Source organism: Leptolyngbya sp. AN02str (assembly GCF_050565595.1).
Taxonomy (GTDB): Bacteria; Cyanobacteriota; Cyanobacteriia; order Elainellales; family Elainellaceae; genus Kaiparowitsia.
In genome coordinates this window covers 17,693-31,333 of sequence record NZ_JBNXVR010000046.1, presented here as the reverse complement: position 1 = coordinate 31,333, position 13,641 = coordinate 17,693, and the positions used below count along the sequence as shown (strand labels likewise).

The window sequence follows — 13,641 nt, the reverse complement described above, 5'->3', positions numbered from 1 at the left end:
TCGTATTGGTGGGATCATGAAACTCAACTCCATGGCTGCGATCGCTCTGTTGACCTCCCTCGGAATTGCACTGCCAGCCCGTGCAGAGAACTTGGAGCATGTGCAACAGCTAATGGCAACCCGCTCCTGTCAGCAATGCGAGCTGACTCGGGCAGGACTGATCTATGCCAATTTGCCAGGGGCAGACTTGAGTGGTTCTAACTTAATGCAGGCCAACCTCAACCGGGCAAACCTTGCAGGAGCCAACCTGTCCAACACGAATTTGGTTGGGGCGGGGCTGATGAATGCCAACCTGAGCGGTGCCAATCTGCGCGGGGCTGACCTGCGCGGTGCCGACCTGCGCGAAGCTTACCTCGTTGGAGCAAATTTAGAAGGGGCAAACCTGGAAGGGGCAATTTTGCATGGAGCCGTCGGTGCCCCGACCACGGTCGTGTCTGCCGAGGACTATTATTTGTGGGGTTTGCAGGAAAATCAGCGGGGCAACTTTCGGGGGGCGATCGCCTACTTTAACCAATCGCTGGCGCTAAATCCCAATTTTGCCCATGCGGTGTTGGCGCGTGGGGCGGCTCGGTTTCAAATCAACGATTCCGTTGGGGCTGTGCAAGATGCTCAAGTGGCAGAGCAAATGTATCTTCAACAGGGAAATACGAGCGGGCAGGTTGCATCTGTGCAGTTTGTGGAAGGCATTCGCGCGATTGAACAAGCCGAAGCCGACCAAAAGCCCAAGCGCCGTAGCGGCTTCCTGGACTTTTTGGGTGGTTTGGCCAGCATGTTGTTTCAGTTCATTCTGTAGCCACCGAAGGAATTTCTATGGCTGCGAGCCGACCCCAACGAATGGTGCTGTAGAGATAGGGCGATCGCCCCATCTCTACGCAACTGTCTCCATGACATGGAGGGGGATGGTGCTTGACTTTAGTCGTTGGGGCTGTGGGTAGAGAACGCATAAATGCGCTGAGTTTGCAGATCGCTAAAGAGCGCCGAGGGCTGCATGGCATCGGTGCGATCGCTGCGATCGAGGCGGAAAAGCTGCCGATCGATTTGCACCTGTAGGTTCAGCATGGGGTCTGTCCCGGTCGATACCAAAAACTCTAGCTGCTCCACCGAATTCCAACGGGTGATGTCGTCCAACACGCGGGCGATTGCTTGAGTCAGCGATGAGTTGGGCTGCTCGTACCACTGAACCGGGTCTGGATTGGGTTTCTCGACGCCTAAATGCACAATCAACGATGCACGGTCAAATAGGGCGATCGCCACCGGACGCACCTCCTCTTGCACCACCAAATCTTGATTTTTGGCCAAGTGTCGCAGCTTTTCTAACCGCTCATACTTGTCGGTCATGGATGGGCTGTCTTGCCAGCGAATCGCCACCGTGACCAAATAGGTTTGCAAGAAGAGATGGCCCAGCTTTTCGGCCTTGGTGGCCAAATAATCGGCATTGTAGGGCGTCGCCTCAATCAACAGGGGAACTCGGTCTACCATTTCCAGACCGTAACCCTTGAGTCCGGCAATTTTGCGGGGATTGTTCGTGACCAGTTTGAACTGATGCACGCCAATATCATTCAAAATTTGGGCACCCATGCCGTAGTTGCGCTGATCGGCTGGAAAGCCAAGGCGCTGGTTGGCCTCGACGGTATCGAGCCCCATGTCTTGCAGCGAGTATGCTTTCAGCTTGTTCACTAGGCCAATGCCGCGCCCCTCTTGCCGCAGATAAACAACCACCCCAGCCCCCGCGCTTTCAATCATTTTGAGGGCGGCTTGCAGCTGCATACGGCAGTCGCAGCGCAGCGAACCCAGGGCATCTCCGGTCAGGCACTCGGAGTGAACCCGCACCAAAACGGGATGATCGCTGAAGCTGGCTGGGTCACCTTTAACGATCGCCACGTGCTCTGAATTATCGAGCAAATTGCGGTAGGCATAGATTTTGAACAGGCCAAACTGTGTGGGTAAATCGGCGATCGCCTCGCGATGCACAAACCGCTCATGCTCTAGCCGATAGCTGATGAGGTCGGCAATGCTAATGATTTTGAGCCCATAATGGCGGGAATATTCAATTAGCTCGGGCAGGCGTGCCATGGAGCCATCGGGGTTTTGAATTTCGCAAATGATCGAGGCTGGGTATAGCCCTGCGAGCCTTGCCAAATCGACCCCGGCTTCGGTGTGGCCTGCCCGCTTCAGCACGCCACCTTCTCTGGCCCGCAGCGGAAAAATGTGTCCCGGACGACGCAGATCGGTGGGCTTGCTGCTGGGGTTGATGGCAATTTGAATTGTTTTGGCGCGATCGTCGGCAGAAATGCCCGTTGTAACGCCCAGGTGCACGGCCCCGTCGATGCTAACGGTAAAGGCGGTTTGCTCGTTGCTGTCTTCGTAGGCGCTGGGGCTAACCATAAGCGGCAGTTCTAGCTCATCCAGGCGATCGCCCGACATGGCCAAGCAAATCAGCCCCCTGGCCTCGACCGCCATAAAGTTGATCATGTCGGGTGTGGCGAATTGTGCGGCCCCGATGAGATCCCCCTCATTTTCGCGATTCTCATCATCCACGACGACAATCATACGCCCGGCCTTAAGATCGGCCAAGGCTGCCTCAATCGAGTCAAACTCAAAGGGCAAAGTAGAGCCAGAAGGGTTGGGTTGGGAAAGGTGAAGCGGTTGCACAGAAACGTCTCGATTAAATCTTAAATTTTCTTGAAGCGTTTTCTCATTGTATCTGCCAGAACGAGGTTCTGCGTGGAAGGATGACCTCGGTGGGCAGAGTTGTTGTATCAGCTATTTTGCTAGAATTCGATGCCTAGCTTGATAGCGCAATCTAGCAGGTTAGTTTATTGTATTCCTACTAATCATTCACGTTGAGTATTCCTAGGTCGGGCATGGTTGGGAAATGTGGCATAGCGGCGTTTCCTGAGTGTGGCACCCAGCTATGGCCATGATTCGGGTTGAGTTAGTGCTTCCTGTCGTTTCGTTATTTGGTGTGTAGGGTCAGCCGAGATGGGTGATTCAAATAAGATTCCTGTTGGGGTTGTTGGGGCGTCGGGCTATGGAGGGGTGCAGCTGGTTCGCCTCTTGCTTGACCACCCGCTGCTAGAGTTGGTGTACATTGGCGGCAACAGTACGGCGGGCAAGCTGTTTGGCGATATTTATCCACACTTGGGGCATCGGGTCCCGCTGGTGGTTGAGCCGGTGGACCTGGAGGTGATTGGCGATCGCTGTCAAATTGTGTTTCTGTCCCTGCCCAATGGGTTGGCATTTCAAATGGCGCCTCGCTTGCTGGAGAAGGGCTGTAAGGTGCTAGATCTGTCAGCAGACTATCGGTTTAGTGACCTGCCGACCTATGAGCGTTGGTATGGGCAAGAGCGCGCCGATCAGGCGATCGCCAGCACGGCTGTGTATGGCCTGCCGGAACTTTATCGCGATCGCATTGCCGAAGCTCAGCTGGTAGGCTGTCCGGGCTGTTACCCAACGGCAAGTTTGCTGGCGATCGCCCCATTGCTCAAACAAGGGCTGATCATTCCAGAAACCGCCATCATTGATGCCAAGTCCGGCACCTCTGGCGGCGGACGGCAACCGCCCAAAACCAATATGCTGCTGGCCGAAGCTGATAGCTCGTTTGGGGCGTATGGAGTCGGCGGTCGCCATCGTCACACCCCCGAAATTGAGCAGGTGTGTAGCGACTTGGCTGGACATGAAGTGCTGGTGCAATTTACGCCGCACTTGGTGCCCATGGTGCGGGGAATTTTGGCGACAGTGTATGCGACGATGCGCGATCCCGGCCTAGTGCGCGATGACTTGCTCACGATTTACAATGCGTTCTACCGTACGTCAACCTCCCCGTGGGTGCGCGTGTTGCCGAGTGGGACCTATCCTCAAACCAAGTGGGCCTGTGGTACCAACCTGTGCTACATCGGTATCGAGGTTGATCCACGCACCGGACGAGTGATTGTCATGTCTGCGATCGACAATCTTTTGAAGGGTCAGGCCGGACAGGCAATTCAGTGCCTGAATTTGATGATGGGTTGGGATGAAACGCTGGGCCTACCTCAGCTTGCCTTCTATCCATAACCTTACTGTGCGAATTTGCCTGCGCTGTAGGGTGGCTGATTGCATGAGCGACTGTGCAGTGATCGCTCGTTGTGTGATTTGCCATCCGGGCGCTCAGCGAATTGCCGTACTGATGTGATTGCAAGGCTCAGCCCCAGCAGGGCTCAATCACTGCGGCGAGAGCGCTGGCCCCGGTTGAATAAAGCCGATTGAACTGCTCGACGTTCCTGTGGCCGGGGAGTAATTCTGCCCAACATCGCCTCGCCTACCACCACGTTCAGCTCGTCGCCAATCAGCAGTACCAGTGACGATAGGTAAAGCCATAGCAGCAGCACAATTACCGCTCCTACGGCCCCATAGGTGCGGTTATAGTCGCCAAAATTGCTGACATAGAACCGAAACAGATTGGAAATTAATGCCCAAAACACCGCCGCGAGAATAGCACCGGGCATGATGGGTTTGCCTTCTTGCCAGCGACTCGGGCCAAAGCGGTAGATAAAGCCAAAGGTAATGGACATAATGCCCAACGCGAGTGGTAGGCTCAGCAGCCGCCACGAGGTCAGTACCCACGGAGCAAAGGTATCGTTTTGGCTGGCAACGTGGCGAATAATCAGGTCGCTAATAAACACCAGAAAGATGGCCGTGAGCACCAGCAAAATGGTGCCAATGGTCATCAATAGCGAAATTGGCTTGGCCTTCCAAAAGGGACGGCGCATTTTGGGAGGAATTTGATGGATTTGATCGAGGGCGGTCATGGCGGCGCTGAGAGCACCGGATGAAGCCCAAATGGCGATCGCAAAGCTAATTGAAAACAGACCCGTATCTCGGCTGGTGCTGATTTCAGCTGCAAAATCTTCGATCAAGCTCATCGCCTGATCGGGGACAATTTCGCTAATTTGCTGTACCAGGTTGTTAAAGGTTTCGGTGAGGGATTGGAAAATGCCAATAGCGGTAATGACGGCCAAAATTCCGGGGAACAAAGCCAGCATTGAGTTATACGCCATTTCTGCGGCTAGACCGGGAAGACGATGGTCGCCAACTCGAGCAATGGTTTGGCGAATGGTTTTGGGATTGATGTGGAACCAAAATTGCCAGAACCGCGAATTCTGCATGGCTTTTTGTTGTTAACCCTCCTGCAACACTTTGCCAGATCCTGCATGGCTTGGCCAGTCTCGTGAGAAATACTCTAGCCATAGCAATTGCTGCGATCGCCTGCGTGAAGCATGAACGATCTAGCCTGGAACCAGGACTAGCCAAACGTTTGAGCACGTTTGTGGATATGGGAGAGGGCGATCGCCACTCACCAGTCTGTTCAATAAAAATGTCATCAACAGCTGAAAAAAACGGCCCTCATTCCAACGAGTGCTACAAATTACTGTCGGTTCATGGTGCGCAGCAGCCACAGCGACGACACGGTCGCCAAGAAATGGCCAAACAAAACCAGCAATGCGCCCTGAACGGTAAAAATGTCGGCACCCTCAATAAAGTTGGACGGCAGCCCCCCCAGGGTCACCCCAAACTGAAACGATTTACCAACCAGAGCACCCACAATAGAAAAAGCACCTAGCAGCGTTAAAAACATGCCAATGATGCTGATGACGAGCCCGTTACGCAGAATTTGAAAGGCATCGCCCCGCTTGGGACGAGACTGCGTTTTGGACGACTTGAGCCGACGCGATAGTTGCACATAGCGGAAGGCCCAAAAAATGCCTAAATATAGAGCAATAAGCCCACCGCTTGTGAGAAACAAGCCAAAACCTAATCCAGGATTGTTACTACGGACAACGGTGCTTCCCACATTGGGAATGTTGGGAATGGTGCGATTGGTATTGATAAATAGGCTGCTAAAGAACAAGACCAGTGTTGAAATGATTCCCATGGCGGCCTGTGCCCAGAAGCTAACCCATCCTGTGAGACGGAAGGCATTGGCAACGCGCTTGACAGCAGGGGGAAGCGTATAAGAATCGAGCTGGCTTGACATAGCAAAAAATGGCTGATGGAAGTTTCAGATTCTTCTGAAGATGGCTCAACGTTCGGCATCGAGCATCAGCGCGATCGCTATCTGCGCATCGTCAGATGTCCATCATTTTAGTCTGCCCAGCCCAAATCTGTCTGAATTGCTAAGTAGACTGCTGGGAGAAAGCTGGCTCAGAGCCATGAATTCGGTCTATGGCGGCTCTGCACATTGTTGTCAGAGCCTCAAGAACGTCAGTTTTGGTTCAGGGCTTTTCAGCTTATTCATCACTCATGTTTCAAGACAGTTTGAGAACTTTAATGAAGCGTATTGGATTGAAGTGTGGCAGGTTCAGCCTTGGCTTGGGTGAGGGCATAGCGACGGAGGTAAATCGCTAGACCAAACAAAAACACCAGCCCCATCAGACCCGCCAGAGGGTTGTTGTGAAGGCCCGTGACCCAGTCGGGAACCTGCCCGGTGTAGCGCACCAGTTTGCCGACTGCAATCAGGTAATAGCCCCACACAAAGCCTGCGTGAATGCCAATGGGTAAGCCGAGCCGCTGGGTGGCTGTTTTTGCCCAAACTAGCACCATCCCCAAAAGCCACAGGCCAAAGAACTGAGGCAGGAGCACTAACACTTCATTCAGTGGCTTGATGAAATGCAGGACTGAATAGGCGATCGCACTTCCCCAGCGGGCGATCGCAGGTTTGAAATCGCGCTGAAGTTCATCCAAAATCCAGCCGCGAAAGACCAATTCTTCGGCTAGGGCGGTGCCCAACCCCACCAGCAAACCCTCGACCAAAAACCGCAGCCAAGTCTCTGACGGTTGCCAAGTCAGCCAGCCCAGCCAGCCCTGCACCCCAAACATCACCCCCAAAACCCCCAGCCCCAGCCCCAGCCCCCAGGCGAACTCGGCTCCATTCTTGGGCGATCGCACCAGTCCATAGTGAGCAAAAACTTGGGGAATGCGGTGAACCCGGTGTCCCCACCAGCGCAGAAAAAATAAAAACTCAACAAACAGCAACGACATCGCCAAAATTGTGACCGTATTGGCATCCTCGATTTGCCAAGCAATGAGTCCAGCAAAGGGGAGCCATACCAGCCCAAGCAGCCCTAAAAAAGCGCCAATTCGGGCAAAAAACGGTAAACCAGCAAGCTGAGTAGGATTGAACTGCAACGGTAGACTCTAAGTGAAGGGACAACAGAGCACCACTAGACCACAACGCAACCTGCATCCATTGGGCTCAATGCGCTGATTGGAAATTGTAATTTTTTGATCTTGCTGAGCAAGTACTTTCAAAAAATCACGGTCGAAGCAACCTGGCGATCACGATGGGTCTAGCGCTTGGGGTTCATTATGTCATTTTGTGATGCAGCAATGTGACTGGCTCTGGCTTGGCTTATTACAGCAAGTAAGGGGATGAACATCCCCTCACGGTCAAGAGTGCGCCGCTGGCGCAACTCATATCTGGGATGGGTGGTTTATGCTAATTTCTCTGATTGCAGACTATGGAACGGGCGATCCTGCGTTTTTGGAGGTGACGCAGCGGCTGTTGCTGGCAATGCCAACAGCTCAGGTGCATTGGTTGTCGGTGCCACCTTTTAACACCCTAGCGACGGGCTTTTGGATCGCTCAGCTGGGGCTCAATCCGGGCAATCCCAATCGCTTGATCTATCACAATTGCGCCCCTCGACAAGATGATCCCCAAGCCCGACGCAACAATGAAGGCGAAGGGCTGACCTATGTTCTGCTGCCCAATGGTGTGAAAGTAGTAGGCGTGAATGCCGGCTACACACTCTCGTTTGTGAAGTCTCTGGCGCAAACGATCCATATGGTCAATGTGGATCGGGGTGGCTCCCAGTTTCGCTCGCGAGATGTGTTTCCTACGGCGGCCATGGCGATCGCCCAGGCTGACTTTCGCTTGGTCGGCGATCCCATCAGCGCTCACGATATTCCCGATGTACCGGGCGATCGCATCGCCTGGATCGACGGCTATGGCAATATCAAGACGACGTTGGCCGCCCACACCATGACCCTGGCTCCCCAAACCAAAGTGGTGGTTCGCGTTGGCGATGTAGTGAGCGATGCCGTCTACTCTGATGGTAGCTTCCGCGTCTCTGAAGGAACGTTGGCTCTGGCTCCCGGCAGCTCCGGCTGGCTCGACCCCAACGGCCAGCCCATTCGCTGGATGGAACTATTTTTGCGTGGCGGCAATGCCTGGGAGCGCTTTGGCAAACCCCGCATCGGCCAAACCGTGAGCATCCTGCAAACAGATGTGGAATCGTAACCCACCCATCGTGACGACCCAATGGCATCGTCAACCCCACTCCTGCTTCCTCCTGCCCGGTTAACCCAAAACTAGCCCCAAAACCCTAAACCCTAGCCCCTTCCCCCACTCCCCACTCCCAATTCCCCACTTCCTATTTTTTCTATGCAACAACTTCGCAAACCTCGCTACCAACCCGCTAACTCTCTCGAATCTCCTCGCTTTGCTGGCATTCGCACCTTTGCCCGCCTGCCCTATGTGCAAGACCCAACGGATGTGGATGTGGCAATCGTCGGCCTCCCGTTCGATACGGGTGCGACGTTCAAGGTGGGTGCCCGGTTTGGCCCCGAGGCGGTGCGCGGTGCCTCAGCCTTGTTGCGCCCCTACAATCCCGAATTGAATGTGCAAGTGTTTGAAACCCTGTCCTGTGTGGATTTTGGCGATGCTCCGGTTGTGCCAGGGTTTATTGAAGATAGCCTGGATGCCATTACCAAAACCCTCAAACCGTTGGCGGAGGCTGGCGTGATCACGCTGGGCATTGGGGGCGATCACAGTGTGGCGTTGGGGGAGTTGCGGGCGCTGGCAGCGGTACATGGCCCCCTGGCGCTGGTACATTTCGATGCGCATGGCGATTTGTGGGATAGCTACTTTGGCCACAAATATACGCATGGAACGCCGTTTCGCCGTGCGGTGGAAGAAGGACTGATTTTGCCGGAGCGATCGCTCCAATTGGGTATGCGTGGTCCTCTGTACGATCCCAGCGATTTACAAATGGCGCGAAATATGGGCTTTACTGTGTTGACCACCACCGAGCTGCTGCCGCGCACCCCTCAGGAAATTGGCGATTTGGTGCGGCGTACCGTTGGCGATGCCAAGGCGTTTTTGTCCTTTGATGTGGACTTTTTTGATCCGGCCTATGCACCAGGAACGGGAACGCCAGAGGTGGGTGGTCCCACCACGTTTCAGGGGTTGGCCTATCTGCGAGCCTGCACCGGACTTAACTGGGTGGGCGGCGATGTGGTGGAGGTATTGCCAGCCATGGATCATGGGCAGATTACAGCACACCTGGGTGCCCAGTTGGGATACGAGTTTCTGTCGCTGGTGGCGCTAGAGCGGCAGCGATCCATCGGGATCTAGGGACTGCTTCCCAAAAGTGCTCATGGTCGCAGACGAGACACGGAGGTAAACATGAGCACTTCGACTGATCCATCCCTCAGGTGCACGACATGGCGGGATTAATGGCGAGTTTGGTCGGCCCAGGGTGTGAGCTGGCGCGAGATCCACTTCAGCAGGTAGTCCAGTAGAAGACCAATCACACCAATGAGCGCGATGCAAAATAGCACTTTGTCGGTTTGTAGAAAGCGCTGAGATTGCACGATGCGGAACCCCAAACCATTTTGAGCGGCGACGAGTTCGGCAATCACCAGATAGTTCCATGCGCCGGAGATGTTGACTCGCAGCGTATCTAGCACACTTGGAAAAGTCGCGGGCATAATCACCTGAAGCAGCACATCGCGACGGGTGGCCCCCAGTGTGTAGGCGACGTTGATCAGGTCATTGGGAATGAATTTGACAGCATCGGCCACCATGATGGCGTTGTACAGCACTACTCCGAGGAAGATGATGAGGATTTTGGAGGTTTCGCCGAGGCCAACCCAAATTACCAGCAGGGGCACAAAGGCCACGACTGGCATGTAGCGTACGGTGCCAACCAATGGCGCAAACATGCGATCCATGCTGTGAAAGGTGCCCATGAGCAAGCCAATCGGAACGCCCACAATGGCTGCTAGTAGAAATCCACCTGCCACCCTGCTACAACTAGCCATCACATCGGTGACTAGACCCTCTTGCAACAACGCTGACCCTGCTTGCACGACAGCAGTTGGGGTTGGCAAAAAGATAGGCCGCACCCAGCCGCCATAGCTTATAAGCGCCCACAGCAGGATGGGAAGGGCGATCGCCCCCACCATCAGCACCACGGACAAGCCAACCGGAAACCCCTGCCGAATACTCCAAAAGACTGAAGGCTGGAGAAACTGCTTGGTAGGTATGGACGGCGGGTTTGAGCGGTCGTGTACTACGGACATAGAGGTTTCGTGACAAGGTTGAGAAGACGGTGAACATGGAAAACCCCAGGGAACCTCAGGGAAAGATGCTCAGGCGTATTGTTGAGCGATCGCTCTGTTCGACTCTGTAGCGGCCACTACTTTTTGTTGGGCGGCGACCCCTGCTTAATGGAGAGACTGACCTAATGCCTGCCAAAAGTTTTGTGGCTCTATGCTGGATCAACCGTTTACCGAATCTATGTCCAATTCCTGGCAGAGGGGCGATCGCCCCAAGCTAGAGGTGCAGCAGCTCACGAAGCAGTACACGACTCGGCGCAGATCGTTGACGGTTTTGCAGGAGGTGAACTTAGTCCTGCATCCACGTGAGTTTGTGTGTTTGGTGGGGGCATCGGGCTGCGGAAAGTCAACGCTGCTCAACATTGTTGCGGGACTGGTACCGCCCACCTCTGGCCAGGTGCGGGTGGATGGCGAGGTGGTGCCCGGGCCGGGTGCCGATCGCGGCATGGTGTTTCAGGGCTATACGCTGTACCCCTGGCTAACGGTGGCGCAAAATGTTGCCTTTGGGCTGAAGCTGCGCAAACTCCCCAAAGCGGTGCAGCAAGAGTGTGTGGCCTATTACCTGAATGTGGTGGGACTAACGGCGTTTGCCCATTCCTATCCCAAACAGCTTTCTGGCGGGATGAAACAGCGAGTGGCGATCGCCCGTGCCTTGGCCAACGAACCCGAAGTGTTGCTGATGGATGAACCCTTTGGCGCCCTCGATGCCCAAACCAAAGAGCAGATGCAGCAGTTTTTGTTGGAGCTGTGGCGGCAAACCCACGTCACCGTGCTCATGATTACTCACGATGTGGAAGAGGCCATTTTCCTGTCGCAACGAGTCTATGTGATGGGCCGCAATCCAGGACACATCAAACTAGAGCAGGCGATCGCTCTGCCCGAACAGCGAGATCTAGACATTAAGCTCTCTCCCGAATTTGTCGAGATGAAGCGCCAGATTCTCCATGCTTTGCGCGATGAATCCCAAGGGCTATTGCAGGTTGAGAAAGCGCTCTAGCGCGGCGCTCATGGCTGGAGGCCAGCGGCGCACATTGTTCACCCAGTCAATTTTTTTATAACGAGCGTCGAGGCCAAGGGCCGCAAACCAGTTGCTCTCGGCTTCGCCCTTTTGACCGTTGACCCATAGCGCGGCGGTCAAAGCGGCGCGCATATCGGCAAAGCGGGGATACTTGCGCACAATGTTGCGCATTTCGCGAATGGCGTCATCCGTTTGGCCAACTTGGTAGAGCGCCAGCGCATAGTTGGCGCGGGCAAAGGCAAAATCTTTGGCGAGTTCTGCGGCGTGTTTGTAGTCGGCGATCGCCACGTCCCAATTCCCCTTGCCAGCTTCGGCATTGCCACGATTGTTGTACGCAGCGGGATCATTGGGATCTAGTGACAGCACGGTGTTGTAATCGGCGATCGCCTTGTCCCACTGCTGCAACCCCTCCCAGGCGGTGCCTCGGTTGAGATAGGGATCGGGCGCGTCGGGAGCCAGCTCAATCGCCTTGTTATAATCGGCGATCGCCTCTTCCAGCTTGTTTTGGCTCACCCGAGCATTGCCGCGATTACTCCACACTGCCGCACTGTCTGGCATCTGATCCAAAATTTGCGTCCAGTAGGTTTCTGCCAGCGCAAAATTGCCCTGGTTTGTTGCGGTAAACGCTTGTTCGCGTAGGTCGCTGAGCTGCTCCACATTGACAGAAACAACCTCGGGTTGGCTTTGGGCCGCGACTGGCAGTGCGCCACCCAGCCACACCAGCACCATGAGAATGAGGGACAATAAATTTCTTAACATAGTCTGATCATGACAGATTTCACCCATTCCGCAAACGGACTGAGTTGGACTTTTTGTGATTTGGCTGGATGAATTTTGAGAACGTCACGAGGCTGGGTAAACCCGCTGCGATCGCCCGATTCCTGACATGAATCTTTCACAGGACTTACGCAAGCCCACTAAATCTGGTGTGTTGATGTTGTGGGTAGGGGGCGAAGCCCCCTACCCACAACATCAATGCGTAAGTCCAGTCTCATTGGCATGAACAGCCTCCTTGCCCCACATTGCGCCAGAACGCCATGCTCCAGGCACAATAGAGACGTTCTGTTTCACGTTTACCGCTAAACTATGACCGTTCTTGTGTTTGGCAGCCTCAACATGGATCTTGTTGCCCGTACGCCCCATTTACCTAAACCGGGTGAAACCTTGACGGGCCATTCGTTTGAAACCATTCCGGGTGGCAAGGGGGCAAACCAGGCGGTTGCCGTGGCGCGGTTGGGCGTGGCAACGGAAATGATTGGTCAGGTTGGCAATGATGGCTTTGGGCAAACGCTGCTTGCGGCGCTGCGGGCCGATGGAGTTGGGTGCGATCGCATTTTGGTGGATGAGTCAACCCATTCTGGAGTTGCAGTGATTGCAGTGGATGACGCCAGCGAAAACCACATCATTGTGGTGCCAGGAGCCAATGGGCGGATGGGCACGGCCCATGTCGATCGGTTAAAGGAGCGACTGCCGGACGCCAGTGTGTTGCTGCTTCAGTTGGAGGTGCCGTTGCCCGTAGTGGTAGAAGCGGCCAAAGCGGCCAAAGCGGCTGGCGTGACGGTCATTCTCGATCCGGCTCCCGCTCGCACGGATTTACCGGCTGAGCTGTATCCCCTGATAGACATCCTCACGCCTAATCAGGTGGAGGCTGGGCAACTGGTGGGGTTTCCGGTGAGCGATCGCGCCTCTGCCCTACAAGCCGCCACCACACTGCGATCGCGCGGAGTGCACACAGTAATTTTGAAACTGGGCAGGCAGGGGGCTCTGTGTGTAACGCCGACCGAGCAGTTTGAAATCCCTAGCTTTCCGGTGCAGGCGATTGATACGGTTGCGGCGGGGGATGCGTTTAATGGCGGACTGGCGGCGGCGATCGCCAGCGGACTCGACTTGGCGCAAGCCACCCGGCAAGCGGCGGCGGTTGCAGCCCTGTCGGTGACCAAAGCTGGGGCACAGCCTTCCTTGCCAACTCGCGAGGCGTTAGACGCGTTTTTAGCGTGAATTCGGGGCTATAGTACAGAGAAAATCTCTATCTTGAGGCGGAACTAACTAAATAGCTTGGTCGTCTCGTTTGAGGATTTGAGATGAATGTCTCTAGCATCACCTGTTCGATCGTGGATTGCCCATTCATTGCGGTTAGGTTGCAGAGACCGGGTAGAGCGGTTCCTACTCGCAAATGCTTTCTAGCAGGCTCATGGATTTTCTCTGATCAGTGCTGAAATATAAGTTCTAGCGATCGCTGCGGAAAG

12 protein-coding genes are annotated in these 13,641 nt (G+C 54.8%); 6 read left to right on the top strand and 6 right to left on the bottom strand.

Going from position 1 to position 13,641, the window contains the following annotated elements:
- The first annotated feature begins 16 nt into the window (after nt 1-16).
- Nucleotides 17-793 (top strand): pentapeptide repeat-containing protein, encoded by a 777-nt coding sequence (locus ACQ4M4_RS24260; protein WP_430687056.1) that lies wholly within the window; start codon nt 17-19, stop codon nt 791-793.
- Nucleotides 794-912: 119 nt separating this feature from the next.
- Here the strand turns inward: ACQ4M4_RS24260 and ribBA are convergent, their stop codons facing one another.
- Nucleotides 913-2,652, bottom strand: a complete 1,740-nt coding sequence (gene ribBA, locus ACQ4M4_RS24255) for a bifunctional 3,4-dihydroxy-2-butanone-4-phosphate synthase/GTP cyclohydrolase II (RefSeq protein WP_430687055.1) — start codon at nt 2,650-2,652, stop codon at nt 913-915.
- Nucleotides 2,653-2,982: 330 nt separating this feature from the next.
- Here ribBA and argC point away from each other — a divergent pair, with 330 nt between their 5' ends.
- The gene (argC, locus tag ACQ4M4_RS24250) at nt 2,983-4,053 is read left to right on the top strand and encodes an N-acetyl-gamma-glutamyl-phosphate reductase (RefSeq protein ID WP_430687054.1); all 1,071 of its coding nucleotides are present in this window, start codon (nt 2,983-2,985) and stop codon (nt 4,051-4,053) included.
- 143 nt (nt 4,054-4,196) lie between these two features.
- On the opposite strand, the gene ACQ4M4_RS24245 is transcribed toward argC, so the two are convergent.
- From ACQ4M4_RS24245 to ACQ4M4_RS24235, 3 genes are all read right to left on the bottom strand, one after another.
- A complete protein-coding gene (locus ACQ4M4_RS24245) occupies nt 4,197-5,144 on the bottom strand; it encodes a YihY/virulence factor BrkB family protein (RefSeq protein WP_430687053.1) in 948 nt (315 codons plus the stop codon).
- A 260-nt stretch (nt 5,145-5,404) separates the two neighbouring features.
- Nucleotides 5,405-6,013, bottom strand: coding sequence for a DUF3611 family protein (locus ACQ4M4_RS24240; RefSeq protein ID WP_430687052.1), 609 nt, complete (start codon nt 6,011-6,013; stop codon nt 5,405-5,407).
- Nucleotides 6,014-6,303: 290 nt separating this feature from the next.
- Nucleotides 6,304-7,164, bottom strand: a complete 861-nt coding sequence (locus ACQ4M4_RS24235; RefSeq protein ID WP_430687051.1) for a CPBP family intramembrane glutamic endopeptidase — start codon at nt 7,162-7,164, stop codon at nt 6,304-6,306.
- Nucleotides 7,165-7,471: 307 nt separating this feature from the next.
- Between ACQ4M4_RS24235 and ACQ4M4_RS24230 the strand changes: the two genes are divergently transcribed.
- A complete protein-coding gene (locus ACQ4M4_RS24230) occupies nt 7,472-8,275 on the top strand; it encodes an SAM hydrolase/SAM-dependent halogenase family protein (RefSeq protein WP_430687050.1) in 804 nt (267 codons plus the stop codon).
- A gap of 144 nt (nt 8,276-8,419) precedes the next feature.
- Nucleotides 8,420-9,391, top strand: coding sequence for an agmatinase (gene speB / locus ACQ4M4_RS24225; protein WP_430687049.1), 972 nt, complete (start codon nt 8,420-8,422; stop codon nt 9,389-9,391).
- A 98-nt stretch (nt 9,392-9,489) separates the two neighbouring features.
- Here speB and ACQ4M4_RS24220 read toward each other — a convergent pair whose 3' ends face one another.
- Entirely contained in the window at nt 9,490-10,341 is an 852-nt protein-coding gene (locus tag ACQ4M4_RS24220; RefSeq protein WP_430687048.1) for an ABC transporter permease, read from the bottom strand.
- 190 nt (nt 10,342-10,531) lie between these two features.
- Between ACQ4M4_RS24220 and ACQ4M4_RS24215 the strand changes: the two genes are divergently transcribed.
- Nucleotides 10,532-11,374, top strand: coding sequence for an ABC transporter ATP-binding protein (locus ACQ4M4_RS24215; protein WP_430687047.1), 843 nt, complete (start codon nt 10,532-10,534; stop codon nt 11,372-11,374).
- Here ACQ4M4_RS24215 and ACQ4M4_RS24210 read toward each other — a convergent pair.
- A complete protein-coding gene (locus tag ACQ4M4_RS24210) occupies nt 11,348-12,154 on the bottom strand; it encodes a tetratricopeptide repeat protein (protein ID WP_430687046.1) in 807 nt (268 codons plus the stop codon). The two genes, ACQ4M4_RS24215 and ACQ4M4_RS24210, sit on opposite strands and share 27 nt — an antisense overlap.
- Nucleotides 12,155-12,481: 327 nt before the next feature.
- Between ACQ4M4_RS24210 and rbsK the strand changes: the two genes are divergently transcribed.
- Nucleotides 12,482-13,393: a ribokinase gene (gene rbsK / locus ACQ4M4_RS24205; protein WP_430687045.1), complete on the top strand. Its 912-nt coding sequence runs from the start codon at nt 12,482-12,484 to the stop codon at nt 13,391-13,393.
- The last annotated feature ends 248 nt before the right edge of the window (nt 13,394-13,641 follow it).